The organism is Mycobacterium scrofulaceum (assembly GCF_002086735.1).
Taxonomy (GTDB): Bacteria; Actinomycetota; Actinomycetes; order Mycobacteriales; family Mycobacteriaceae; genus Mycobacterium; species Mycobacterium scrofulaceum.
Genome location: NZ_MVIJ01000036.1, coordinates 36,706 through 58,614, shown reverse-complemented (window position 1 = coordinate 58,614; position 21,909 = coordinate 36,706). Strand labels below are relative to the sequence as shown.

At 69.6% G+C, this 21,909-nt stretch carries 21 protein-coding genes and 1 pseudogene; 7 read left to right on the top strand and 15 right to left on the bottom strand.

Features of this window, described 5'->3' with window-relative positions:
- A pseudogene (locus BST44_RS30160) lies at positions 1–325 on the top strand (hypothetical protein); the annotation flags it as partial.
- A gap of 1 nt (position 326) precedes the next feature.
- On the opposite strand, the gene BST44_RS20805 reads toward BST44_RS30160, so the two are convergent.
- The 5 genes from BST44_RS20805 to BST44_RS20785 all read right to left on the bottom strand — a co-directional run bounded on the left by BST44_RS20805 (position 327) and on the right by BST44_RS20785 (position 4,630).
- A complete protein-coding gene (locus tag BST44_RS20805) occupies positions 327–686 on the bottom strand; it encodes a hypothetical protein (RefSeq protein WP_083178979.1) in 360 nt (119 codons plus the stop codon).
- Positions 687–762: 76 nt separating this feature from the next.
- The gene (locus tag BST44_RS20800) at positions 763–1,857 is read right to left on the bottom strand and encodes a class I SAM-dependent methyltransferase (RefSeq protein WP_083178978.1); all 1,095 of its coding nucleotides are present in this window, start codon (positions 1,855–1,857) and stop codon (positions 763–765) included.
- 16 nt (positions 1,858–1,873) lie between these two features.
- A complete protein-coding gene (locus BST44_RS20795) occupies positions 1,874–2,830 on the bottom strand; it encodes an SDR family oxidoreductase (RefSeq protein ID WP_083178977.1) in 957 nt (318 codons plus the stop codon).
- A 91-nt stretch (positions 2,831–2,921) separates the two neighbouring features.
- On the bottom strand, positions 2,922–3,545 hold the full coding sequence (locus BST44_RS20790; protein WP_083178976.1) for an MBL fold metallo-hydrolase: 624 nt from the start codon (positions 3,543–3,545) through the stop codon (positions 2,922–2,924).
- Positions 3,545–4,630: an S-(hydroxymethyl)mycothiol dehydrogenase gene (locus BST44_RS20785; protein WP_083178975.1), complete on the bottom strand. Its 1,086-nt coding sequence runs from the start codon at positions 4,628–4,630 to the stop codon at positions 3,545–3,547. The genes BST44_RS20790 and BST44_RS20785 overlap by 1 nt, the downstream gene beginning before the upstream one ends.
- A 32-nt stretch (positions 4,631–4,662) precedes the next feature.
- Between BST44_RS20785 and BST44_RS20780 the strand changes: the two genes are divergently transcribed.
- The 3 genes from BST44_RS20780 (at position 4,663) to BST44_RS20770 (ending at position 7,205) form a co-directional block, all read left to right on the top strand.
- Positions 4,663–5,733 carry a class I SAM-dependent methyltransferase gene (locus tag BST44_RS20780; protein ID WP_083178974.1) on the top strand — a complete coding sequence of 357 codons (1,071 nt, stop codon included), beginning with the start codon at positions 4,663–4,665 and terminating at the stop codon, positions 5,731–5,733.
- A complete protein-coding gene (locus BST44_RS20775) occupies positions 5,733–6,551 on the top strand; it encodes a serine hydrolase domain-containing protein (RefSeq protein WP_083178973.1) in 819 nt (272 codons plus the stop codon). Before BST44_RS20780 ends, BST44_RS20775 begins: the two co-directional genes overlap by 1 nt.
- A gap of 141 nt (positions 6,552–6,692) precedes the next feature.
- On the top strand, positions 6,693–7,205 hold the full coding sequence (locus BST44_RS20770; protein ID WP_040623631.1) for a DUF3145 domain-containing protein: 513 nt from the start codon (positions 6,693–6,695) through the stop codon (positions 7,203–7,205).
- 3 nt (positions 7,206–7,208) lie between these two features.
- Here the strand turns inward: BST44_RS20770 and BST44_RS20765 are convergent, their stop codons facing one another.
- Both BST44_RS20765 and BST44_RS20760 read right to left on the bottom strand, forming a co-directional pair.
- On the bottom strand, positions 7,209–8,126 hold the full coding sequence (locus BST44_RS20765; protein ID WP_083178972.1) for a diacylglycerol kinase: 918 nt from the start codon (positions 8,124–8,126) through the stop codon (positions 7,209–7,211).
- Positions 8,123–9,703 (bottom strand): FAD-linked oxidase C-terminal domain-containing protein, encoded by a 1,581-nt coding sequence (locus BST44_RS20760; RefSeq protein WP_142274612.1) that lies wholly within the window; start codon positions 9,701–9,703, stop codon positions 8,123–8,125. Before BST44_RS20760 ends, BST44_RS20765 begins: the two co-directional genes overlap by 4 nt.
- A gap of 47 nt (positions 9,704–9,750) precedes the next feature.
- On the opposite strand from BST44_RS20760, the gene BST44_RS20755 reads away from it, so the two are divergent.
- Together BST44_RS20755 and BST44_RS20750 are read left to right on the top strand one after the other, a co-directional pair.
- Positions 9,751–10,326 carry a TetR/AcrR family transcriptional regulator gene (locus BST44_RS20755; RefSeq protein WP_083178970.1) on the top strand — a complete coding sequence of 192 codons (576 nt, stop codon included), beginning with the start codon at positions 9,751–9,753 and terminating at the stop codon, positions 10,324–10,326.
- Positions 10,323–11,867, top strand: coding sequence for a glycerol-3-phosphate dehydrogenase/oxidase (locus BST44_RS20750; protein ID WP_083178969.1), 1,545 nt, complete (start codon positions 10,323–10,325; stop codon positions 11,865–11,867). Before BST44_RS20755 ends, BST44_RS20750 begins: the two co-directional genes overlap by 4 nt.
- On the opposite strand, the gene BST44_RS20745 is transcribed toward BST44_RS20750, so the two are convergent.
- Positions 11,864–12,295 (bottom strand): nucleoside deaminase, encoded by a 432-nt coding sequence (locus BST44_RS20745; RefSeq protein ID WP_083178989.1) that lies wholly within the window; start codon positions 12,293–12,295, stop codon positions 11,864–11,866. The genes BST44_RS20750 and BST44_RS20745 overlap by 4 nt on opposite strands.
- A gap of 97 nt (positions 12,296–12,392) precedes the next feature.
- On the opposite strand from BST44_RS20745, the gene BST44_RS20740 reads away from it, so the two are divergent.
- Positions 12,393–13,910: an FAD-dependent monooxygenase gene (locus BST44_RS20740; protein WP_083178968.1), complete on the top strand. Its 1,518-nt coding sequence runs from the start codon at positions 12,393–12,395 to the stop codon at positions 13,908–13,910.
- 71 nt (positions 13,911–13,981) lie between these two features.
- Here BST44_RS20740 and BST44_RS20735 read toward each other — a convergent pair whose 3' ends face one another.
- The 7 genes from BST44_RS20735 to BST44_RS20700 all read right to left on the bottom strand — a co-directional run bounded on the left by BST44_RS20735 (position 13,982) and on the right by BST44_RS20700 (position 21,861).
- Positions 13,982–14,869 carry a type IV toxin-antitoxin system AbiEi family antitoxin gene (locus BST44_RS20735; protein WP_083178967.1) on the bottom strand — a complete coding sequence of 296 codons (888 nt, stop codon included), beginning with the start codon at positions 14,867–14,869 and terminating at the stop codon, positions 13,982–13,984.
- A 132-nt stretch (positions 14,870–15,001) separates the two neighbouring features.
- A complete protein-coding gene (locus tag BST44_RS20730; RefSeq protein WP_068092637.1) occupies positions 15,002–16,423 on the bottom strand; it encodes an acyl-CoA carboxylase subunit beta in 1,422 nt (473 codons plus the stop codon).
- A 46-nt stretch (positions 16,424–16,469) separates the two neighbouring features.
- The gene (gene kasB / locus BST44_RS20725; protein WP_083178966.1) at positions 16,470–17,729 is read right to left on the bottom strand and encodes a 3-oxoacyl-ACP synthase KasB; all 1,260 of its coding nucleotides are present in this window, start codon (positions 17,727–17,729) and stop codon (positions 16,470–16,472) included.
- Between the two features lie 83 nt (positions 17,730–17,812).
- On the bottom strand, positions 17,813–19,063 hold the full coding sequence (gene kasA / locus BST44_RS20715) for a 3-oxoacyl-ACP synthase KasA (RefSeq protein WP_083178964.1): 1,251 nt from the start codon (positions 19,061–19,063) through the stop codon (positions 17,813–17,815).
- On the bottom strand, positions 19,060–19,404 hold the full coding sequence (gene acpM / locus BST44_RS20710; protein ID WP_067917886.1) for a meromycolate extension acyl carrier protein AcpM: 345 nt from the start codon (positions 19,402–19,404) through the stop codon (positions 19,060–19,062). The genes kasA and acpM overlap by 4 nt, the downstream gene beginning before the upstream one ends.
- An 82-nt stretch (positions 19,405–19,486) precedes the next feature.
- A complete protein-coding gene (locus BST44_RS20705; RefSeq protein WP_083178963.1) occupies positions 19,487–20,395 on the bottom strand; it encodes an ACP S-malonyltransferase in 909 nt (302 codons plus the stop codon).
- A 140-nt stretch (positions 20,396–20,535) separates the two neighbouring features.
- Entirely contained in the window at positions 20,536–21,861 is a 1,326-nt protein-coding gene (locus BST44_RS20700; RefSeq protein ID WP_083178962.1) for a PucR family transcriptional regulator, read from the bottom strand.
- Positions 21,862–21,909 lie beyond the last annotated feature (48 nt).

Genomic DNA, 21,909 nt, shown 5'->3' with positions numbered 1-21,909 from the left:
CGCCCACACCGCGACAGCCCAGCCGCCCCCGCCCACCGCGGAGGCGCCGCCGCCGTCGACCGCCGAGACCAATCCGCCCGCCACCGAAGCGCCGTCGAGCACTGCGCCGTCAGCGAAGCCGCAACATGCACCCCCGCTGGCGGCCGCGCCCGTCCGTCCGGCGGTCCCGCAAATCCCGCAGGCACCGCCCATCCCGCCGGTCCCCGGCCTCGGCGAACCCATCCCGGGCCTGGACCGGGTCAATCAGATCATCCAAGGGATCGGGGGCGACCTGGGTATCAGCGGCATCCCCCAATTGGGTCCTCAGCTGGGAACGGCCGGCTAGGTCACCCCTTTTCGCCCTTGTTCTCCGCGGTCGCGGCCTCTTTGAGCTTCTCGTTGAGGGCCTTGTCCTTCTCGATCTGGTCCTGCAGAGCCTGCTCGTCGCGGGAATCGTCGGCCTTCTGATCTACCGAGCCGGCGCCGTCGGCGACTTCGTGCTTGGGATTGCCGTCCTCGTCCAGCCAGTCGTTGACCGCGGTGCCCGACACGCTGCCGCCGGTGCCGGGCAGCACGATGGTGGGATTTTCCTTGTAGGCCTCCATCATCTCGGCGGCCTTCTCTTTGTCCTTCTCGTCCGGCTCCGGTTTCTCGGTCACCTTCTGATCGGTGTCCTGGTCAGCCGATTTGTCGTCCTGCACGCTCATGTATCGAACCCCCTCGCAATCGCAGGTCGCGATCTTCAGCGGGGTTACCCGGTGCGGTGTTGTGTCGAAACTCTCATCAGCGGGATCGTTCTCGCTTGACGAGCTCGACCAGCGCCAGCGGGATGCGCATCGGCTCGGGCGCGCCGGCCAGCCGCGCCGCGACCGCCCGCTCGAGCTGGTCGACGAATTCTTCGGCCCGGGTGTCGCGGATCCCGCCGTCCAGTCCGCGCACCAGGGCGGGGAACAGCGCCGCCCGCGCGAAGGCCGCCCACTGCGCGCCGAACGCCTCGGTGTCGTGGTCAGCCTGGAAGCGGGCCCAGAATCGGTCGGCGGCGTTGAACATCTCGAGGTGGTCGATCGACAGGCCCTCGAAGCGGCCGCTGGGCGCGAACGGGGCGCGAAAGTCCTTCTCGCCGCGGGCAAACGTCGGGATGCTCATCCGCCGCACCTCGTCCTGGCGCAGCAGGCCGTCGCGGACCTGCTCACGCAGCGCCGCGAGCATCGCGTCGAGCAAGGTCGGGAACCCGGAGGTGCCGTCCTCGTCGAGCGCGATCGTCATCACCACCAGCCGGCCGTCGGGGGCCAGTTCGCGGCCGCGGAACGCCACGAAGTTGAGCCAGTCCAGGGCCGCCTGGTGCGCGTAGGCCGCGCGGGCCGTGTCGTCGTGGCTGTAGGCGACGTGCAGGTGGTCGTGCACCTCGCCGGGCATCGTGCTCAGCCACTGCGTCGCCCACGACGACCAACCGAGGTTGACCGTCTGGGACGGCACGATCTGGTCATAGAACGACCGGCCGATCGACGACGCGAACGTGGCGGCGTCCAGGTGCAGGTAGCTTTCCGGGTCGCCTTCCAGGGTGTGAAACAGCGCCGAGAAGTCGTTGTCCGGGATGTCGGTGTGCGCCACCAGGATTGCGTGGTCGTGGCGGGTGCGGCGGCGCAGCACCGCGATGGCCGCCGACACCGGCTTCAGCGAATTGTGTCCGTTGGCGGCGCCGTAGTCGGCGATGACGATGGGCTGCGGCGGCCTGGGCAGGGGCACCTGCTCGGCGGCCCGCTCGAACAACGCGATGGCCGGCGCCAGGCCCGCGGCCTGCAGCCGCGACGACTGCGTGTAGACGGGCTCGGGCCGGACCACAATGCTCGATTCGGGCATCCGAGGCTCTGGCCGCATGTCCCAACGATAGTCGTCAGTCCGGCTTCGGGTAGCCGACGCCGGTGAGCCGCTCGGAAAGCTCCCAAAGTCGTTGGCAATCAGCCTCGTTGCGGGCCCGCTCGGGCACCTTGGCCAGCCGGACCCCACCGCCGGCGGCCTCGTAGAAGCCGCGGGGCCCGTAGAACGCGCCGCCCTGGGCGTGCGGCGCGGCCGCGGCGTAGAGCGCCGGCAGGATGCCCTCGTCGATCTCCTGCCAGAAGAACGGCGTGAAGCGCCAGGACGCCTTGTACAGGCGCTCCATCAGCGAGGGCTTGTCGCGGCCGTGCGAGGGTCCCGCGATCTGCAGGTTGGTCTTGGTCAGGCCCGGATGCGCGGCGTTGGACACGATGCCCCAGCCCGCCGCGCGGCTGCGCCGGTCCAACTCCAGGGCGAACATCAGCACCGCCAGTTTCGACTGGCCGTAGGCCGACATGGCCGCGTAGGACTTCTCGAACTGCGGGTCGTCGAAGTGGATCTTGCCGCTTTGCCGGGCCGCCAGGCTGCTCAGCGAGACGACGCGCGCGGTGCCGGCCGCGCGCAGCAGCGGCAGCAGGTGGCCGGTCAGGGCGAAATGCCCGAGATGGTTGCTGCCGAACTGCAATTCGAACCCGTCGGCGGTGGTGTCGCGCTCCGGCGGGGTCATGACGCCGGCATTGTTGATCAGGATGTCGACGGGGCGGCCTTCGGCGTTGAGTTGCTCACCCAGCGCGGCGACCGCGGCCAGCGACGAGAGGTCCAGCGATTTGATGGTGAGCTTGGCGTCGGGCACCGTCTTGCGGATGTCGGCGATCGCCCGTTCCCCCTTGGCGCGATTGCGGATCGCCATCACGACGTCGGCCCCGGCGGCCGCGAGTCGCCGGGCCAGGCCGAAACCCAGGCCGCTGTTGGCGCCGGTGACGATTGCGAGCTTGCCCGACAGGTCGGGCACCGTGGCGACGAGGTCGTTGGCCATGCGTATCACTCCTTACCGGTGGAACCCGGTCCAGTGTGCGCCTTGGCCCGGCGGCGCGAAGCGCCTCCCCAGTACCGGCGGCGGCGCGGCCTCAGTGCCCGCGGGCCACCCACTCCTCGTAGTGCACGATCTCGTCGCCGATCACGGTGCTGTCGCCGTGGCCGGTGTGCACCACCGTCTCGCCGGGCAGCTTGCCCAGCCGCTCGGAGATGGACCGCAGGATGGTCGGGAAGTCCGAGTACGAGCGGCCGGTTGCGCCCGGGCCGCCGGAGAACAGCGTGTCGCCGCTGAACACGACGCCCAGGTCGTGCGAATACCAGCACACCGAGCCGGGGGAATGGCCCGGGGTGTGCAGCGCCCGCAACTCCGTCCCGCCCACGCTCAGCGTCTCTCCATCGGAGATGGAACGAAAGTCGCTGTCGGGGTGCGTCATCCGCCAGAGCACCTCGTCAGCCGGGTGCAGCAGCACCGGCGCGTCGAGCGTCTTGCCCAGCTCCGGCGCGACCGTCACGTGATCGTTGTGGCCGTGCGTGCACACCACCGCGACCACGTGGCGCCCTGCCACGGCCTCGACGATCGGTGCCGCGTCGTGGGCGGCGTCGAACACCACGACGTTGGAGTTGTCGCCGATCAGCCAGATGTTGTTGTCGACTTCCCAACTGCCGCCGTCGAGTTCGAACGTCCCGTGGGTGACCACCTGCTGAATCTCGACCATCAGAGCATCACCACCGAGCGGAGCACCTTGCCGCCGTGCATCTTGTGGAACGCCTCCTCGACGTCGCCGAGGCCGATGCGTTCGGAGACGAACTGCTCCAGCGGGAGCCGGCCCTGCAGGTACAGGTCGATCAGGGTGGGGAAGTCGCGCTCGGGCAGGCAGTCGCCGTACCACGACGACTTCAGCGACCCGCCGTGGCTGAAGAAGTCGATCAGCGGCATGTCGAGCTTCATGTCGGGCGTCGGAACCCCCACCAGCACAACGGTTCCCGCGAGGTCGCGGGCGTAGAAGGCCTGCTTCCAGGTTTCGGGGCGGCCGACCGCGTCGATCGCGACGTTGACCCCGAAGCCGTCGGTGAGGTCCTGGATCGCCTCGACGACGTCGGCCTGACGGGCGTTGACGGTGTGGGTGGCGCCGAACTTGCGGGCCCAGTCCAACTTGGTGTCGTCGGTGTCGACGGCGATGATGCGCCGGGCGCCGACGAGTGCGGCGCCGGCGATCGCGGCATCGCCGACGCCACCGCAGCCGATCACCGCGACGGTGTCGTCGCGGGTGACGCCGCCGGTGTTGATCGCCGCGCCGATGCCGGCCATCACCCCGCAGCCGAGCAGCCCCGCGACGGCCGGGTCGGCGGCGGGATCGACCTTGGTGCACTGGCCGGCGTGCACCAGCGTCTTGTCGGCGAACGCGCCGATGCCCAGCGCGGGCGTCAGCTCCGTGCCGTCGGTCAGCGTCATCTTCTGGGCGGCGTTGAAGGTGTCGAAACACAGGTGCGGGCGGCCCCGCTTGCAGGCCCGGCATTCGCCGCAGACGGCCCGCCAGTTCAGGATCACGAAGTCGCCCGGCTCGACCGCGGTCACCCCGGGGCCGACCGCCTCGACGCGGCCGGCGGCCTCGTGGCCGAGCAGGAAGGGGTACTCGTCGTTGATGCCGCCCTCGCGGTAGGTCAGGTCCGTGTGGCACACCCCGCAGGCGACGATGTCGACCAGCGCCTCGCCGGGGCCCGGGTCCGGCACGACGATGTCCACCAACTCGACGGGTTCGCCCTTCTTGCGTGAAATCACGCCGCGCACTGTCTGACTCATGGCCCCCAACCTACGGTGTACCGTCGCTGACCATGACGGCACCCGAGACCGCGTCGGAAACCTCGAAGGAATTCGCCGGACGCATCGCCGCGGCCATCGACGGCGCCAGCCTGACGCTGTTGTTGAGCATCGGCCACCAGACCGGCCTGCTCGACACGATGGCCGGACTGGCGCGGGCCACCAGCGCGCAGATCGCCGAAGCGGCCGGCCTCAACGAGCGCTACGTGCGCGAGTGGCTGGCCGGCATGACGACCGGCCGCGTCGTGGACTACGACGCCGAGTCCGGGACCTACTCGCTGCCCGCGCACCGCGCCGGCGTGCTGACCCGGGCGGCCGGGCCGGACAACCTGGCCCTGGTGGCGCTGTTCGTGCCGCAGCTCGCCGAGGTCGAACAAAAGATCATCGGCTGCTTCCGCGACGGCGGCGGGCTGCATTACGGCGAGTTCCCCCGGTTCCACGCGCTGATGGCCGAGCAGAGCGGCGTCGTCTACGACAAGGCTCTGGTCGACACGGTGCTGCCGCTGGTGGACGGGCTCGTCGAACGCCTGCGCTCCGGGGTCGACGTGGCGGATTTCGGGTGCGGCAGCGGCCACGCGATCAACGTGATGGCCCGCGCGTTCCCGGCCAGCCGGTTCACCGGCGTCGACTTCTCCGACGAGGCGATCGCCGTCGGCGCCCGCGAGGCGGCCGAACTGGGCCTGGCGAACGCCACGTTCGAGGCCCGCAACCTGGCGGAGCTGGACCGGCCGGACGCCTACGACGTCATCACCGTGTTCGACGCCATCCACGACCAGGCCCAGCCGGCCCGCGTCCTGGAGAACATTTACCGCGCCCTGCGGCCCGGGGGCGTGCTGCTGATGGCCGACATCAAGGCGTCGAGCCGGCTCGAGGAGAACGTCGGCGTTCCGATGAGCACCTACCTGTACACCACCTCGCTGATGCACTGCATGACGGTGTCGCTGGCGCTGGACGGCGCCGGGCTGGGGGCGGCCTGGGGGGAGCAGCTGGCCACCGCGATGCTGGCCGACGCCGGATTCGACGACGTGCAGGTCGCCGAGATCGAGTCCGACCCGATCAACAACTACTACATCGCCCGGAAGTGATGGCGGCCCTCGACGCCCTGGATGACTGGCCGGTCGGGGCCGCCGCCGCGGCGGCGATCGGACCCGGCGGCGTGCTGGCCGGCCGGGGGGACACCGAGCGGGTGTTCGCGCTGGCTTCGGTGACCAAGCCGCTGGTGGCCCGGGCCGTGCACGTCGCGGTCGAAGAGGGCGTCGTCGACCTGGACACCCCCGCCGGACCGCCGGGCGCCACGGTCCGGCACCTGCTGGCGCACGCGTCGGGGCTGGCGATGCACAACGACCACGTGCTGGCCGCGCCGGGGGCGCGGCGCATCTACTCCAACCACGGCTTCACCGTGCTGGCCCAGACCGTCGAGCGCGAGTCCGGCATCGAATTCGGCCGCTACCTGGCCGAGGCGGTGTTCCAGCCGCTCGGGATGGCTTCCACCAAGCTGGATGGCGGCGCGGCGGCCGCGGGGTTCGGGGCGGTGTCCACGGTCGCCGACCTGGCGAAATTCGCCTCGGAGCTGTTGCGGCCCGCGACGGTGTCGGCTCAGCTGCACGCCGAGGCGACGACCGTGCAATTTCCCGGCCTGGACGGCGTGCTGCCCGGTTACGGCGTCCAGCGGCCCAACGACTGGGGGCTGGGTTTCGAGATCCGGGACGCCAAATCGCCGCACTGGACCGGCGCGTCCAACTCGCCGCGGACGTACGGCCATTTCGGCCAGGCGGGCGGTTTCATCTGGGCCGATCCCGACCGGGACCTGGCGCTGGTGGCCCTCACCGACCGCGATTTCGGGGAGTGGGCGCTGCGGCCGTGGCCGGCCATTTCCGACGCCGTGATAGCCGAATGCGGCTAAGAGAAAATGCACACTAGCGCAACATGGGTATCACAGGGCACAATAGACACGCACGACACACAAAATAGTTAGGCATCCTGCTTGCCAGGTCCCGCCAGGTCGTTGGGGAAGACGTCCCTCGTGGAACCGAAGGAGCAGGAAATGCGTGCGTCGAATCAATTCGCCGACGTGACGACTGGCGTGGTGTACGTGCACGCCTCGCCAGCGGCGGTATGCCCGCATGTCGAGTGGGCGTTGTCGTCGACCCTGGGGTCGAAGGCGAACCTCACGTGGACGCCGCAGCCGGCCATGCCCGGACAGTTGCGCGCGGTCACCAACTGGGTGGGTCCGGTGGGTACCGGGGCCAGGCTGGCCAACGCCCTGCGGTCCTGGTCGGTGCTGCGGTTCGAGGTCACCGAGGACCCCAGCCCCGGAGTGGACGGCCAGCGGTTCAGCCACACCCCGCAGCTCGGCTTGTGGAGCGGGGCGATGAGCGCCAATGGCGACGTGATGGTCGGGGAGATGCGGCTGCGCGCGCTGATGGCGCATGGCGCCGACACCCTGGCCGCCGAGCTGGACACGGTGCTGGGCACGGCGTGGGACGACGCGCTGGAGGCGTACCGCGACGGCGGCGAGGTCGGCGAGGTGAGCTGGCTCAGCCGGGGGGTCGGGTAGCCGCTATTTGTCGCCGGCCCGGCGCAGGATCCGCAGCGCGCCCGGAACCGCCGCGATGTCGGCGGGCAGCGGACAGGCGAAGTCGCCGTCGGCGTAGACGTTGATCCCCGGGCACTCGACGTGGATGGTTCGGGCCCGCGTGGTGCTCACCTCGTCGAGGTCGACGTGGGTGCCCGTCATCACCGTCGGGAACAGGCGGACCAGCTTCGCCCGCGACGCCGAGTGCACCATCGTGATGTCGAGCAGGCCGTCGGTGTGATCGGCGTGCGGGCAGATCAGCAGGCCTCCGCCGTAGCTGCGGGTGTTGCCGAAGGCGGCCAGCGTGATGTCGGCATCGATCTCGCGCGTCCCGTCGAGCACCAGACGGAACGGCAAGAGCCGCAGCTGCGATAGCTCGGCGAGCATCGCGAGGTAGTACCGCAGCCGGCCGTGCGGCCAGCTCATCCGGTTGGCCCGGTCGGTCACCAAGGAGTCGAATCCGGTGGCGGCCACCGTGCCGAACCACTTCTCGGCCCCGCCGGCGTCCCGAATCCGGCCCAAATCGATGGTCTCGACGAAGCCGTCGACGATGATGTCGGCCGCGGCTTCCGGATCCTTTGTGGGCAGCCCGAATTCGCGGGCATGGTCATTGCCCGTGCCCGCCGCGACGATGCCCAGCGGGACGTCGGTGCCGGCGAGCACTTGTAGCGCGTTGGAGACGACGCCGTCGCCGCCGGTGACCATGACCGCGTCGGCGCCCTTCTCGAGCGCCGCGCTCACCAGGTAGCGCGCGTCCTGCGCGTCGTCGCCGATGATCTCGACCACCTCGACCCCGCGATGGTGCAGTCGCGCGATCGCGACCTGCGCCGCCCGGATCGCGGCGCCGTGCCCCGACACCGGATTGGTCAGTGCGATGACCTTCCGAATCTCGCGACGATTCATGGAATCAGCTTGCCGGGGTTGAGGATTCCCGCCGGATCCAGCGTCGCCTTCACCGCGTGCAAGACCCGCACGCCCAGCTCGCCCACCTCGTCGCGCATCCAGGGCCGGTGGTCGGCGCCGACCGCATGGTGGTGGGTGATCGTCCCGCCGGCGCCCATGATCGCGTCGCACGCGGCCTTCTTCGCGGCCCGCCATTGTTCGATGGGATTGCCGCGCTGCCCGGCGACCACGGTGAAGTACAGCGACGCGCCCGTGGGGTAGACGTGCGAGATGTGGCACATCACCAGCGCCGGCGTGCCGCTCGCCGCCAAGGCGTCGGTAAGCGCCTGTGTGACAGCGGATTTCAGCGTGGGGATGTTGGACCAATCGGTGGCGGTCTCGAGCGTCTCGCAGAGCGCGCCGGCCGACAGCAGCGAGTCGCGCAGGTACGGCGCGCCGAACCGGCCGTGCTCCCAGGCCCGCGCCGGCCCTTCGCCCAGCGACGTCCCGCCACGCGCCGCGAGCAGGGCGCTGGTTTCGGCGTGCCGGCTTTCCACGTGTTCCGCGCTGCCCTCGAACACGGTGATGGCCAGGCAGCCGCCGGTGATCTGGCTTTCGCCGATCGCGTCGGTGGTGGCCAGGTTGACGCCCGTCTCGACCTCGTCGGAGAGCCGCAGGACGGTGGCGCCGGTGGCCGTTTGCGTGACGGCGCGCAGGGCTGCGGCGCCGCTCGCGAAGTCGGGGAAGGACCATGCCTCGTAGCGGACGGCTTCCGGAACGCGGTGCACCCGCAGGCGCACGCGGGTGATGACTCCGAAGGTGCCCTCCGAGCCGATGAGCAGCTGGCGCAGGTCGGGGCCCGCGGCGGATTCGGGCGCGCGGCCCAGGTCCAGGGTGCCGACCGGGGTGACCACCCGCAGGCCGCGCACCATGTCGTTGAACCGTCCGTAGCCCGCCGAGTCCTGCCCGGACGAGCGCGTGGCGGCGAACCCCCCGATGGTCGCGTATTCGAAGCTCTGCGGGAAATGACCGAGCGAAAAGCCCTGGGCGCCAAGCAAACGCTCCGCGTCCGGTCCGGTGACGCCGGCTTCGAAGACGGCCTGCCCGGACACCTCGTCGAGGGAGATCAGCCGGTCGAGGCGGCGCAGGTCCAGTGACACCACGGCCGGGAAGTCGCCGCGGAGGGGATCCAGACCGCCGACCACGCTGGTGCCGCCCCCGAAGGGGACGACGCCGATGCGGTGATGGGAGCAATAGCGCAGGATCGTGGCGACGGCGTCCTCGTCGCCGGGCAGCAGGATGGCATCGGGCGCGTCCTGCACCCCGGTGTCCTTGCGGCGCAACAGGTCGAGCGTGGACTTGCCGCCGGCGTGCAGCAACCGATCCCGGTCCGCGGTGCGGCAGTAGGGGGCGCCGACGAGTTCGGCCAGCGCCTCGCGGTGCGCCTGCGACAATGCCGAGGGGCGCAGCCGCACCTGGGCGCGTTCGAGCTCGCCCGCGGTCGAATCCTCCACGCCCACGGCCTGTTTCAGCAACGCCCGGATGCCCTCGGAAAGCGGCTTGGCCGCGGCGGGATCCCCCCAGGCGTTCCATTTCATCGGGGGGAGGAGGCCCTCGGGTTGCGTCATGCGTTACAGTATTACACATGCTGTCAATCAGTAACGATCGTTCGCGGGTAGACACCGCGGAGCGCATCCTCGCGGCAGCAGCCAGCTGTGTGGTCGATTTCGGTGTCGACCGGGTGACCCTCGCCGAGATCGCGCGCCGCGCCGGCGTCAGCAGGCCGACGGTGTACCGGCGCTGGCCGGACACGCAGTCGATCGTGGCGGCGCTGCTGACCCGTCACGTCACCGAGGTGATGCGCGAGGCCCCGCTGCTCGGCGACGACAGGGAATCGCTGGTGCGGCAGATCGTTACGGTGGCCGACCTGCTCCGCCGGGACCGGCTGGTGATGTCGGTGCTGCACTCCGAGCTGGCGCCGATCTACATCACCGAGCGGCTCGGAACCAGCCAGCACATGCTCATCGACGCCCTCGCCGCGCGGCTGCGGGTGGCCCAGCGCAACGGCAGCGTCCGCGCCGGCGACCCCGTCCAGATGGCCACCATGGTGTTGCTGATCGCGCAGTCGACCATCCAGTCGGCGCAGATCGTCGAACCGATCCTGGACGCCGACACGCTGGCCGGCGAACTCGCCCACTCGCTGAACGGATACCTGTCGTGATCGCCGACCCCACCGCGCTGAACGCCGCCCGCCGGGCGGCCGACCTGACGGCGCTCGCCGACGGCGAGCCGCTCGATGTCATGGTGATCGGCGGCGGCATCACCGGCGCGGGGATCGCGCTGGACGCCGCGTCGCGGGGGCTGCGGGTGGCGCTGGTGGACAAGCACGACCTGGCCTTCGGCACCAGCCGGTGGAGCTCGAAGCTGGTCCACGGCGGCCTGCGGTACCTGGCGACCGGCAACGTGGGGATCGCCCGCCGCAGCGCCCTCGAACGCGGAATCCTGATGAGCCGCAACGCCCCTCATCTGGTCCATGCGATGCCGCAGGTGGTTCCGCTGCTGCCGTCCATGGGCCGGGGCAAGCGCGCGCTGGTGCGCGCGGGGTTCCTGGCCGGCGACGCGTTGCGGACGCTGGCGGGGACGCCGTCGTCGATCCTGCCGCGGTCGCGCCGAATCGGGCCGGAGCGCGTGGTGCGGATGGCGCCCACCGTTCGGCGCGACGGCCTGGACGGCGGCCTGCTGGCCTACGACGGGCAGCTCATCGACGACGCCCGGCTGGTCACCGCGGTCGCGCGTACCGCCGCGCAGCACGGCGCCCGGATCCTGACCTACGTGGCGGCGTCGCCCGCCACCGGCACCTCGGTGCGGTTGACCGACCGGCGCGCGGGGCAGTCGTTCGACGTTTCGGCCCGCGCGGTGATCAACGCGGCCGGGGTGTGGGCGGCCGAGATCGACGGCCTGTTGCGGCTGCGGCCCAGCCGCGGCACCCACCTGGTGTTCGACGCCGCCGCGTTCGGCAATCCCACCGCGGCGCTGACGATCCCGATTCCCGGAGAGCTCAACCGCTTCGTCTTCGCCATGCCCGAGCAGCTGGGGCGGGTGTACCTGGGGCTGACCGACGAGGCGGCCCCCGGACCGATCCCGGACGTGCCCGCGCCGTCCGCGGACGAGGTCACGTTCCTGCTGGACACCGTGAACACGGCGTTGGGGGTCGCGCTCGGGCCGGCCGACGTCATCGGCGCCTACGCGGGGCTGCGCCCGCTGATCGACACCGGCGAGGGCCGCACCGCCGACGTCTCGCGCGAACACGCCGTCGTCGAATCGGCGTCGGGGGTGATCAGCGTGATCGGCGGCAAGCTGACCGAATACCGATACATGGCACAGGACGTGCTGGACCGCGCCGTCGGCCTGCGCCGCCTGCGGGCCGCGAAGTGCCGGACCCACAACCTGCCGCTGATCGGCGCGCCCGCCAACCCCGGGGCGGCCGGCGCGGGCTCCGGTGCCGAGTTGCCGGAGTCGCTGGTACAGCGCTACGGCGCCGAGGCGGCCAAGGTCGTCACCACCGCCGCCTGTACGCGGCCGACCGATCCGGTCGCCGAGGGCATCGACGTCACCCGGGCGGAATTCGAGTACGCGATCACCCACGAGGGTGCGCTGGACGTCTCCGACATTCTGGATCGACGAACCCGCATCGGGTTGGTGGAGTCCGATCGCGAGCGGGTGTTGGCGGTGGCGGAGGAGTTCGTGGCGCGGTTCGGCTAGGGCGCCAGGCCGATGTCCTCGTGCCACAGGTCCGGGTGCTCGGCGATGAAGGCCGCCATCATGGTTGCGCAGCGCTCGTCGTCGAGCACCGTGACCCGGACCCCGTTGTCCGCCAGCCAATCGTGCCCGCCGCTGAACGTCCGGCATTCGCCGATGAGGAGCGAACCGATGTTGAACTGGCGGACCAGGCCGCTGCAGTACCAGCACGGCGAGAGCGTGGTCACCATGACGGTGGAGCGGTAGTCGCGCTGCCGGCCGGCCGCGCGGAACGCGTCCACCTCCGCGTGCAACGAGGGGTCGCCGTGTTGCACGCGGCGATTGCGGCCGCGCCCGAGCAGCACGCCGTCCGCGGTGAACAGCGCGGCCCCGATCGGGATGCCGCCCTCCGCCAGGCCGGCCCGTGCCTCCTCGACGGCGACGTCCATCAGCGCCGGCGCGGGGAGGGTCACGAGCCCATCTTCCACTACGGGGCTCCGATGCAGTTCTGACTGTGAATATCGAATGACAGCGACTACCATTTCATGCATGACACTCACCCGCGTTCCCGTCCTCATCGTCGGCGCCGGCGCCGCCGGCCTCGCGACGTCGGCATTGCTGGCGAAACACGGGGTCGGCTCGTTGCTGGTGGAAAGGCGGCGCGAGGTGTTCATCTATCCGAAAGCCCGCAACCTGAGCTTTCGCAGCCTCGAAATCCTGCGGGGTCTGGGTCTGCGCGACGAGGTGCATGCGGTGGCCGACCACGTCTCGGCGATGATGGTCCGGCCGGCGCTCAACAGCCCCGAGGAGCGACTGGCCATCGACGTCAACGCGATCTTCGCGGGCCTGGACGCGCTGAGTCCCGAGCCCGCCGCGCAATACTGCCCGCAGAGCAGGCTCGAGCCCATCCTGCTCGCCGAAACGCGCCGCCGGGGCAGCGAGGTGCGGTACGGGACGGAACTGGCCTCGCTCGAGCAGGATGGGGCGGGTGTCACCGCGGTGGTGCGCGATCGGGACACCGGGGGATCCGAGACCGTCCGCGCCGACTACCTCGTCGGCGCCGACGGTGTGCACAGCCCGATCCGGAATTGGTTGGGCATCACCACGTCCGGCTACGGCGCGCTACCGATCTTCGTCGTCTTCATCTACTTCCGCGCGCCCTGGACGAAGTTCGTCTCGCAGTTGGCCGACGGGGACGCCGTGCAGGTCAAGAACGCCGACGTGGACGGCATCTTCCTGTTGGTCGACGGGGAGTTGGGGATGTTCATCACCACGTACTTTCCCGGCAAGGGCGAGTCGGCCGAGGAGTTCACGCCGCAGCGGTGCCGCGAGATCCTCACCGTCGCGATCGGCGAGCGGATCGACATCGACGTCATCGAGGTCGCGGCGTGGCAGCCCTACGAGCAGGTGGCCGACCAATTCGGCTGCGGCCGAGTCTTTCTCGTCGGCGATGCGGCCCACACCATGCCACCGTTCAAGGCCGGTGGCGCCAACACCGCCATCCAGAGCGCACACAACCTGGCCTGGAAACTGGCCGCCGTGGTGAACGGGACCGCCGGCCCGGCGCTGCTGGACACCTATCACGCCGAGCGCCACCCGGTGGGGAGGTTCGCCGCCCGGCAGTCGCTGACCGGGCCGACGCTGGCCGTGCTTCCCATGAGCGACGACGGCCCGCGGTTGCCGGCCGACGAAGAGTGCTCGATGTTCGAGCTGCTCATCGGCTACCGGTATGGCGCGGATACGTTGCAGCTGGTGGGGGAGTTGCGCGGCCAAACCGGCACCCGGGTCCCGCACGTATGGGTGGGCGACGGCGTGTCGACGCTCGACCTGCTGGATCCGGGGTTCACCGTGCTCACCGGCGACGAACGGTGGTGTGCCGCCGCGGCTTCGGCGTCGGTGGCCGCGCACCGGGTCTATACCGACGAGTGGGCGGCGGCCACCGGGCTCGCCCCCGACGGGGCGCTGTTGGTCCGCCCCGACGACTTCATCGGGTGGCGCGCGGAGGCGTTGCCCGCCGACCCCGAGGCTGAACTCCGCCGGGCGCTTCTGGCGATCCTGGGTCGCTAACGGCCCGCGAGCAGACACAAAATCGCACGCGCGGTACCCGCGCCGTGCGATTTTGTGTCTGCTCGGCGGAGTTAACTAGCCATCAGCGGGCGATTCAGGTGGGTTGCGATGCGGTCGGCGAGGCGGTCGGGTTCCCGCCGCACGTCGTCGACGACTATTGGGATGATCGTCCACCCAAGCTCCTGGATCCTGGCCCACCGCGACTTGTCGCGCAGCATTTCCGTGCGACCAACATGCCAGTCGATGCTCTCGTATTCTGCTGCCAATCGCATGTCCGGCCAGGCGAAGTCGACGCGCCACAACTCGCCATCGCGGCCGACGATCGGATGCTGCAGCTCAGGGAGCGGTAGCCCTCGATCGAGCATGACCAGTCGCGCCTCGCTTTCCATGGCCGATTCCGCACGGCCATCCGCCAATGGCAGCAGTGCGCGCACAGCAACGATGCCTCGACGTCCTCGCTGCTCCTCGACGGCTTGACCAATTTCATTGCGAGTGCACCACATCGAGCGCAATGCCGCGTCGAGCGTCGCCAGTGCCCTCGGCCGGCGCAGCTGCCTTGCGACCTCCACTGCGGTCCATGCCGGTGCCGTCGCTAGACGACCCCCTATTCGTTGGAGCCGGGCTCCGGTGCGTTGGTGAACCATCAGGCCGCCCGTAGGGCGCATGCGTATGCCGGGATCGAGAACGTGAATAGCCATGGTGTTCTCGGTGTCGAACCCGTACAACGCCGCGGCAGTGCCCATGCACGCCACCGCATGCCGACCCATGAAGACATCCAGTGCGGCCAAGCGTCCCAGAAAATTTGGCTGCGCTGCACCGTAAACTCCGTGCCACACGCGGACAAGTCCACCGTTTCGGACTTGAACGTCTAGCTGTTGACGAGTCATGACTGTCAGCAGCTGTGTGGTCGTCGCGAACCCGCCGGTTCTGTACAGGAGGTTGAGCGCTTCATTGTGCACCGCGGAAGCATGCGAAGAGCGGGCTCGAATCCGCCAGTCACCCCTGGGGATTAGCCCACCGAGCAGACGCAAAATCGCACGGCGCGGGTACCGCGCGTGCGATTTTGCGTCTGCTCGCCGTTAAAGGGTGACCTACAGCGGGATGTTCTTGTGGCGACCGCGGCGGGCCGGCGCCTGGGCCAGCGCCTCGGTGAGCTTGCTGCGGGTGTGCGACGGGTCGATCTTCTCGTCGACCACACCGATCTCGATGGCGCTGTCCACACCGCCGGCGATCTTCTCGTGCTCGGCGGCCAGCTCGTCGTGCAGCGCCTCGCGCTCGTGATCGGCCGCGGCGGCCAGCTTCTTCTTGTGCAGGATGCCGACGGCGGCCTTGGCGCCCATCACGGCGACTTCGGCATCCGGCCAGGCGTACACCTTGGTCGCGTTCAGCGACCGGGAGTTCATCGCAATGTAGGCCCCGCCGTAGGTCTTTCGGGTGACCAGGGTGACGCGCGGGACCGTGCACTCGCCGAACGCGTGCAGCAGCTTCGCGCCGCGGCGCACCACGCCGCCCCACTCCTGGTCGACACCGGGCAGGTAGCCCGGCACGTCGACGACCACGACCAGCGGAATCCCGAACGCGTCACACAGCCGCACGAAACGTGCCGCCTTCTCGGCGCTTTCGGAGTTCAGGCAGCCACCCAGCCGCAGCGGGTTGTTCGCCAGCACGCCGACCGTGCGACCCGACAGCCGGCCCAGGCCGATCACCATCGACGGCGCCCAGTTGGCCTGGAACTCGTCGAACGGCGTCTCGTCGTCCAAAATCGCGGTCACGATCGGGCGCACGTCGTAGGCCCGCCGCGCCGACTCCGGCAGCAACGCGTGGATGTCGGTGTCACCGGCCTCCGCCTTGGTGCGGTCGAAATGCCCCTGCTGGCAGAACAATCCGACCAGGCGACGGCCACGCTCGTAGGCGTCGAGCTCGTCGTCGGCGACGATGTGGCACACCCCGGACTTCTTGTGGTGGGTCTCGGGGCCGCCGAGGGACGCCATGTCCACGTCCTCGCCGGTGACACTGCGCACCACGTCGGGCCCGGTGACGAAGACCCGGCTCTCCGGCGCCATCACGATGACATCGGTCAGCGCCGGGCCGTAGGCGGCACCGCCGGCGGCGAAACCGACCACCACCGAGATCTGCGGGACGTAGCCGGACGCGCGGATCATCGCCTCGAACACCGTCCCGACCGCGTGCAGCGCCTTCACGCCCTCGGCCAGGCGCGCGCCGCCGGAGTGCCAGATCCCCACGATCGGGCTCTGTTCCTCGATGGCGGTGTCGTAGGCGTTGACGATGTGCGCGCACCCCTCGACACCCATGGCGCCGCCCATCACGGTGCCGTCGGTGCAGAACGCGATCGTGCGCACGCCGTTCACGGTGCCCGAAGCCGACAGCACACCCGAGCGGTCACGCTCGTGCAGCAGCTCGACGCTGCCCTCGTCGAAGAAGTTGCTCAGACGCAGCAACGGGTCCCTGGGGTCGAGCGACTCGCCGACCGACGCGGGGGCCATGATTGTCATCGCAGGTCTCCTGTTCTCCGGTGTGCTCTCGGTTGAGAAGCGGTGCTCAGTACCGCCCGAACGCGATCGCGACGTTGTGCCCGCCGAATCCGAACGAGTTGTTGATGGCGTACTCGTAGTTGCCCGGCCGCGGCTTGCCCGCCACCACGTCCAGATCGATTTCCGGGTCGAGATTTTCGAGGTTCAGCGTCGGCGGAACGACCTGGTCCCGCAGCGCGAGCACGGTCAGGATCGACTCGACCGCGCCCACGGCGCCCACCGAGTGGCCCAGCGCCGCCTTCGGCGCGAACACGGCGGCATTGCCGCCGTGGGCACCCAACGCGTTGTTGATCGCCTTGGCCTCGGCGACGTCACCCACCGAGGTGCCGGTGGCGTGCGCGTTCACGTGCTGGATGTCGCTCGGGCTCAGGCCGGCCAGCTGAATCGCCCGGCTCATCGCGTGCCCGGCCCGCAGACCGTTGGGGTCCGGCGCAACCATGTGGTAGCCGTCCGAGGTGATGGCGGCCCCCATGATCCGGGCCAGGATGTTGGCCCCGCGGGCCTTCGCGTGCTCCTCGGTCTCGATCACCATGAGCGCGCCCGCCTCGCCGAACACGAAGCCGGTGCGGTCCCGGTCGAATGGGCGGCAGGCGCCCGCCGGGTCGTCGTTCTTGGTGGACATCACGATGCGCATCTGGGCGAACGCCGCGATCGGCACCGCCTCGATCTTGGTCTCGACGCCGCCGCAGATGGCGATGTCGGCCTCACCGAAGACGATGTTGCGCCAGGCCTGCGCCACGCCCTCGGAACCGGACGCGCAGGCTGACACGGGCGTGATCACGCCGGCCTTGGCGTGCCGTTCCAGGCCCACCGCCGCGGCGGCGCCGTTGGGCATGTACTTCTGCACCCCGAGCGGCGAGACGGCCTTCATGCCACGAGCGCGCATGTCGTCGTAGCTGAAGACCATCTCCTCCGACGAGCCCAGGCCGGTGCCGATGGACACCATCAAGCGGTCGGCGTCCACCTCGGGCGAGCCGGCGTTCTCCCAGACCCGGCGGCTCAAGATGGTGGACATCCGCTGCAGGTAACCCGTGCGGCGCAGCTCGACGCGGGTCATCTGGCTGTCGAATTCCTCCAACAGGTGCCCACCGATCTTGACCGGCAGGTCGAACTCCTCGACGAACGGGTCGTCGAGCCTGCGGATACCACTTTGGCTGTCCAACAACAGCTTCCAGGTGGTCTCGGCATCAGTTGCCAGAGCGGTCGTCATGGCAACGCCGGTGACGACCACGTTCGGGAGTGTTTTCCCGGTAACTAGCTCTGTCATGGGTCTTGCGAACGTTCCTTTCGTGCTTAGTGGTGATCGCGAGCCCGGCGAGGCCGGGGGAAGCGCGTCACCACCATCCAGCCTCAGTACCGCCCGAAGGCGAGAGCCACGTTGTGGCCACCGAATCCGAACGAGTTGTTGATGGCGTAACGGAAATCGCCGTAGCGAGGTTCGCCCGCGACAACATCGAGGTCGATCTCGGGATCTGGGGTTTCGTAGTTCAGTGTCGGCGGTATCACGCCGTCCCGAAGGCTCAATACCGTGAGGACAGATTCCAACGCACCGACCGCCCCGATGGAGTGGCCCAGTGCGGATTTCGGTGCGTACACCGCGGCTTGCTCGCAGCCGGCGACGCGGATGGCGTTGGCCTCGGCCGTGTCACCGATCGGCGTCGCCGTCCCGTGGGCGTTGACGTGGTCGATGTCCTTGGGCGACAAGCCGGCCAACTCGAGCGACCGTTGCATCGCCCGGCCGGCGCGCACGCCGTCCGCGGCCGGCGCCACCATGTGGAACGCGTCCGAGGTGATGCCGGCACCCATCAACCGGGCCAGTGGCTTGGCGCCGCGGGCCTTGGCGTGCTCCTCGGTCTCGATGAGCATCATGGCCCCGGCCTCGCCGAACACGAAGCCGTCGCGGTCCTTGTCGAACGGCCGCGACGCGCGCTCGGGCTCGTCGTTGCGCGTGGACATGGCCCGCATCATCGAGAACGCCGCGATGGGCAGCGCCTCGATGGGACCCTCGACGCCACCACAGACGGCGACGTCCGCGTCACCCATGACGATCTGGCGCCACGCGTGCGCGATCGCCTCGGAGCCCGACGAACAGGCCGACACCGGGGTGATCACCCCGGCACGCGCCCCGAGCTGCAGCCCGACCACCGCCGCGGCGCCGTTGGGCATGATCATCTGAACGGCGAGCGGCGACACCTTGCGGGGGCCGCCCTCGTTCATCAGGTCGTAGCTCTCGACGATCCGCTCGGCGCCACCGAGCCCGGTGCCGACCACGACCGAGAACCGGTCGGGGTCGAGCTCCGGGTTGCCGGCGGACTCCCACAGCTGAGTGCTGAGCAGCTTGGCCAACCGCTGGACGTAGGACATCCGGCGCAGGTCGAGCCTGCTCATGTGCTCGTCGATGGGCTCCTTGAGGTGCCCACCGATCTTGACGGGCAGATCCCACTTGGTGATGAACTCGTCTTCGAGGACGTGGATGCCGCTTTCGCCGGCCAACAAACCCTTCCACGTGCTCTCGATGTCCGGCGCGATCGACGTCGTCGCCGTGACGGCGGTCACCACAACGCTGGGGTAACCGCCATTAGCAGTGGAAGGCTTGCTCACTTGTCCGCGTCCATCCTTGCCTTGACGTTCGCCACGGCGTCGGGGTTCTCGGTCTCCAGCTTGGCGCGCAGCGCCTCGGCAGCCTCGGGGTTCTCTTCCTCGAGCTTCTGGATGTAGGACACGACGTCACCGACGGTGCGCAGGCCGGCGAGGTCCTCGTCCGGGATCTTCACGCCGTACTTGTCCTCGGTCTGCACCGCGATCTCAACCATCGACAGCGAGTCGATGTCCAAGTCGTCCACGAAGGACTTCTCCGGGGTGACCTCGGACGGCTCGATACCGGTGACCTCTTCGATGATCTCCGCGATACCGGCGATGATTTCTTCCTGGCTGACGGCCACAGCGTCTTCCCTTCGTGATGTGTTGTGTTGATCGAACAGAGTGTTCTTATAGAGCGTTATGTGGTTGTACTGGATGCGGCTGTCAGAGTTCGGCCAGTGCGTCCAGGTCTGCGGGTGCCTTGACGGCGCGGGTCGCAACCCCCCGAAGTTCGCGTTTGGCGATGCCGGTGAGAGTGCCCGCAGGGGGGAACTCCACCGCCGCCGTGATCTCCCGGTCACGCATGGTCGCCGTGCACAGGTCCCAGCGCACCGGCTGGGTCAGCTGGGCGACCAGCGCGTCCATCGCCGCCGCCGCCGAGGCGACGGGCTGTCCGTCGCGGTTGGACAGCAGCGTGGCGGTGGGCTCGGCGGTCGCGACCGCGGCCGCCGCGGCGGCGTAGCGGTCGAGGGCCGGAGCCATGTACTTGGTGTGGAACGCCCCGGCCACCCCGAGGGCGCGGACGCGGGCCTTGGCCGGCGGGTCCTCGGCCAGCTTCTCCAGCGCGGTCAGCGGGCCCGCGGCGACGATCTGGCCCGCGGCGTTGCGGTTGGCGGGGAACAAATCGAGCTGCTCGAGACGGTTCAGCACCTCGGCCTCGTCACCGCCGAGCACCGCGGACATGCCGGTCGGCTCGATTGCGCACGCCTTGGCCATCTCGGCGCCGCGGGTGGCGGCGAGCGCGACGGCGTCATCGGCGGCCAGCACGCCGGCGATCGCGTAGGCCGCGATCTCGCCGACCGAGTGGCCCGCGACGATCAGGTCGGTGTCCGACAGCAGGCCGCGCTTGGTCATCTCCTGGTGGGCCAGCAGCGTGGCGGCGACGACCAGGGGCTGAGTGACCGCGGTGTCGGTGATCTCTTCGGTGGACGCGGTGGTGCCCAGCCGGACCAGGTCGAGGCCGCTGGCCTTCGACCACAGGTCGAGCTGGTCCGCGGCACCCGGCAGGTCGAGCCACGGCGAGAGCATGCCCTCGGTCTGGGAACCCTGTCCGGGCGCAAGCAAAGCAATCACGTGTTTAAGAGAACACTGTGGAAACGGTTTTGGCGGGTGTAACAGATTATGAACCTGGTCTTAGGTTTTTGTGTAGTCCCCACAAAATAGCTCCGTAAGCTACGTGTTCGATACCGCGCCGCGATCTGTTGCCTGGATCACTATGACGCCGGTTGATCCGCGATAGTGGCCCTGACCGGCAGCGGAACCGGAGGCATCGTGGTGGTGCCGACGCTAGCGGGAGCCGTGGGGTAGTTCAGCTGGCCCACGGTCGCCGCCACGCGCAGGACGTATGCGTCGCGGGGCTGCGTGGGATCGCGTCCGGTGAAGTCGGTGATCCGCTTGAGCCGGTAGCGCACCGTGTTTGGATGAACGAACAACTTTCTGGCACACGCCTCAATCGCGCCGCCACAATCTAAGTAAGCGTCAAGAGTCTCGATCAGCGTGGGCCCCGCGTCGGCCAACGGCCCCATGACGTCGGTGTGCAGCGCCACGATCGCCGACGCGTCGCCCATCAGGGCGCGTTCGGGCAGGAGTTCCCGGGCCAGCACCGGCCGGGGCGCGCCCCGCCAGCCGCCGACGGCGTTCATCCCGGAGATCGCCTCACTCGCGCTGTGGTAGGCCGCGGTCAGCATCGGCGCCGTCGGACCGATGACCACCGGGCCGTCGGAGAACGCCTGCAGCAGGTCGCCGAGGAATTTGTCGGTAGGCGACAGTTGGCCGGACACGATGGCGACCAGCCAGGTGCCGTGCACGTCGGTGAGGGCGGCGCGCCCGTGGCGGGCGGCGATGTCGCGGACGTGCTGGCTGGCCCGCTGGTCGTCGCCCGGCCCGCTCGACCCGTCGCGGCCCGGCGCGGGCACCCCGACCACGACCGTCGCCGGCGCGGTGGTGTCCCAGTTGAGCGCGGCGGCCCGGGACAACAGCTCCGGGCCGGTGTCGCCGCGGACGACCGCGTCGACGACGCTGGCCTCCATCCGGCTGTCCCAGGTGCCCCGCGCCTCGGCCGCGTTGGCGTAGGCCGAGGCGGCCGTGAACGCGAGGTCGCGGCTGTACTTGAGGACGCCCACGGTCAGCGCGGTCAACTGCTCCTCGGAGCGCGCCACCAGGGGCAGCACCTCTTCGAAGAACTCCATGGTGACGCGCACCATGTCCACGCTGTGCCGCAGCGCGATCCGGCGGGCCAGGTCCTGGGGCACCAGCTCGAAGGCCTGCGCGGTGTAGCTGACGTTGCTGTGCGGGTCCTGCATCCACTCGACGAAGTTGTTGATGGCCGTCTGCACCACCAGCGCCACGCTGGCCCGCTGGGAGGCTTCGAGGTCGGCGAAGAACGGCAGCCGGTCCTGCATGACCGACACCGCCTCGGTGGCCAGCCGGCCGGAGTACTGCTTCAGCCGGCGCAGCACCGAGTCCGGCACGGTGTTGAGCATTTCCAACGGCGACCGGGGCTGCTTGGCGAATGGGCCGGCGAACGGATTGTCATTCACCCCTAAAACCTACGCCACATTTTGGATGTATCCGCCAAGGCGGTGGGC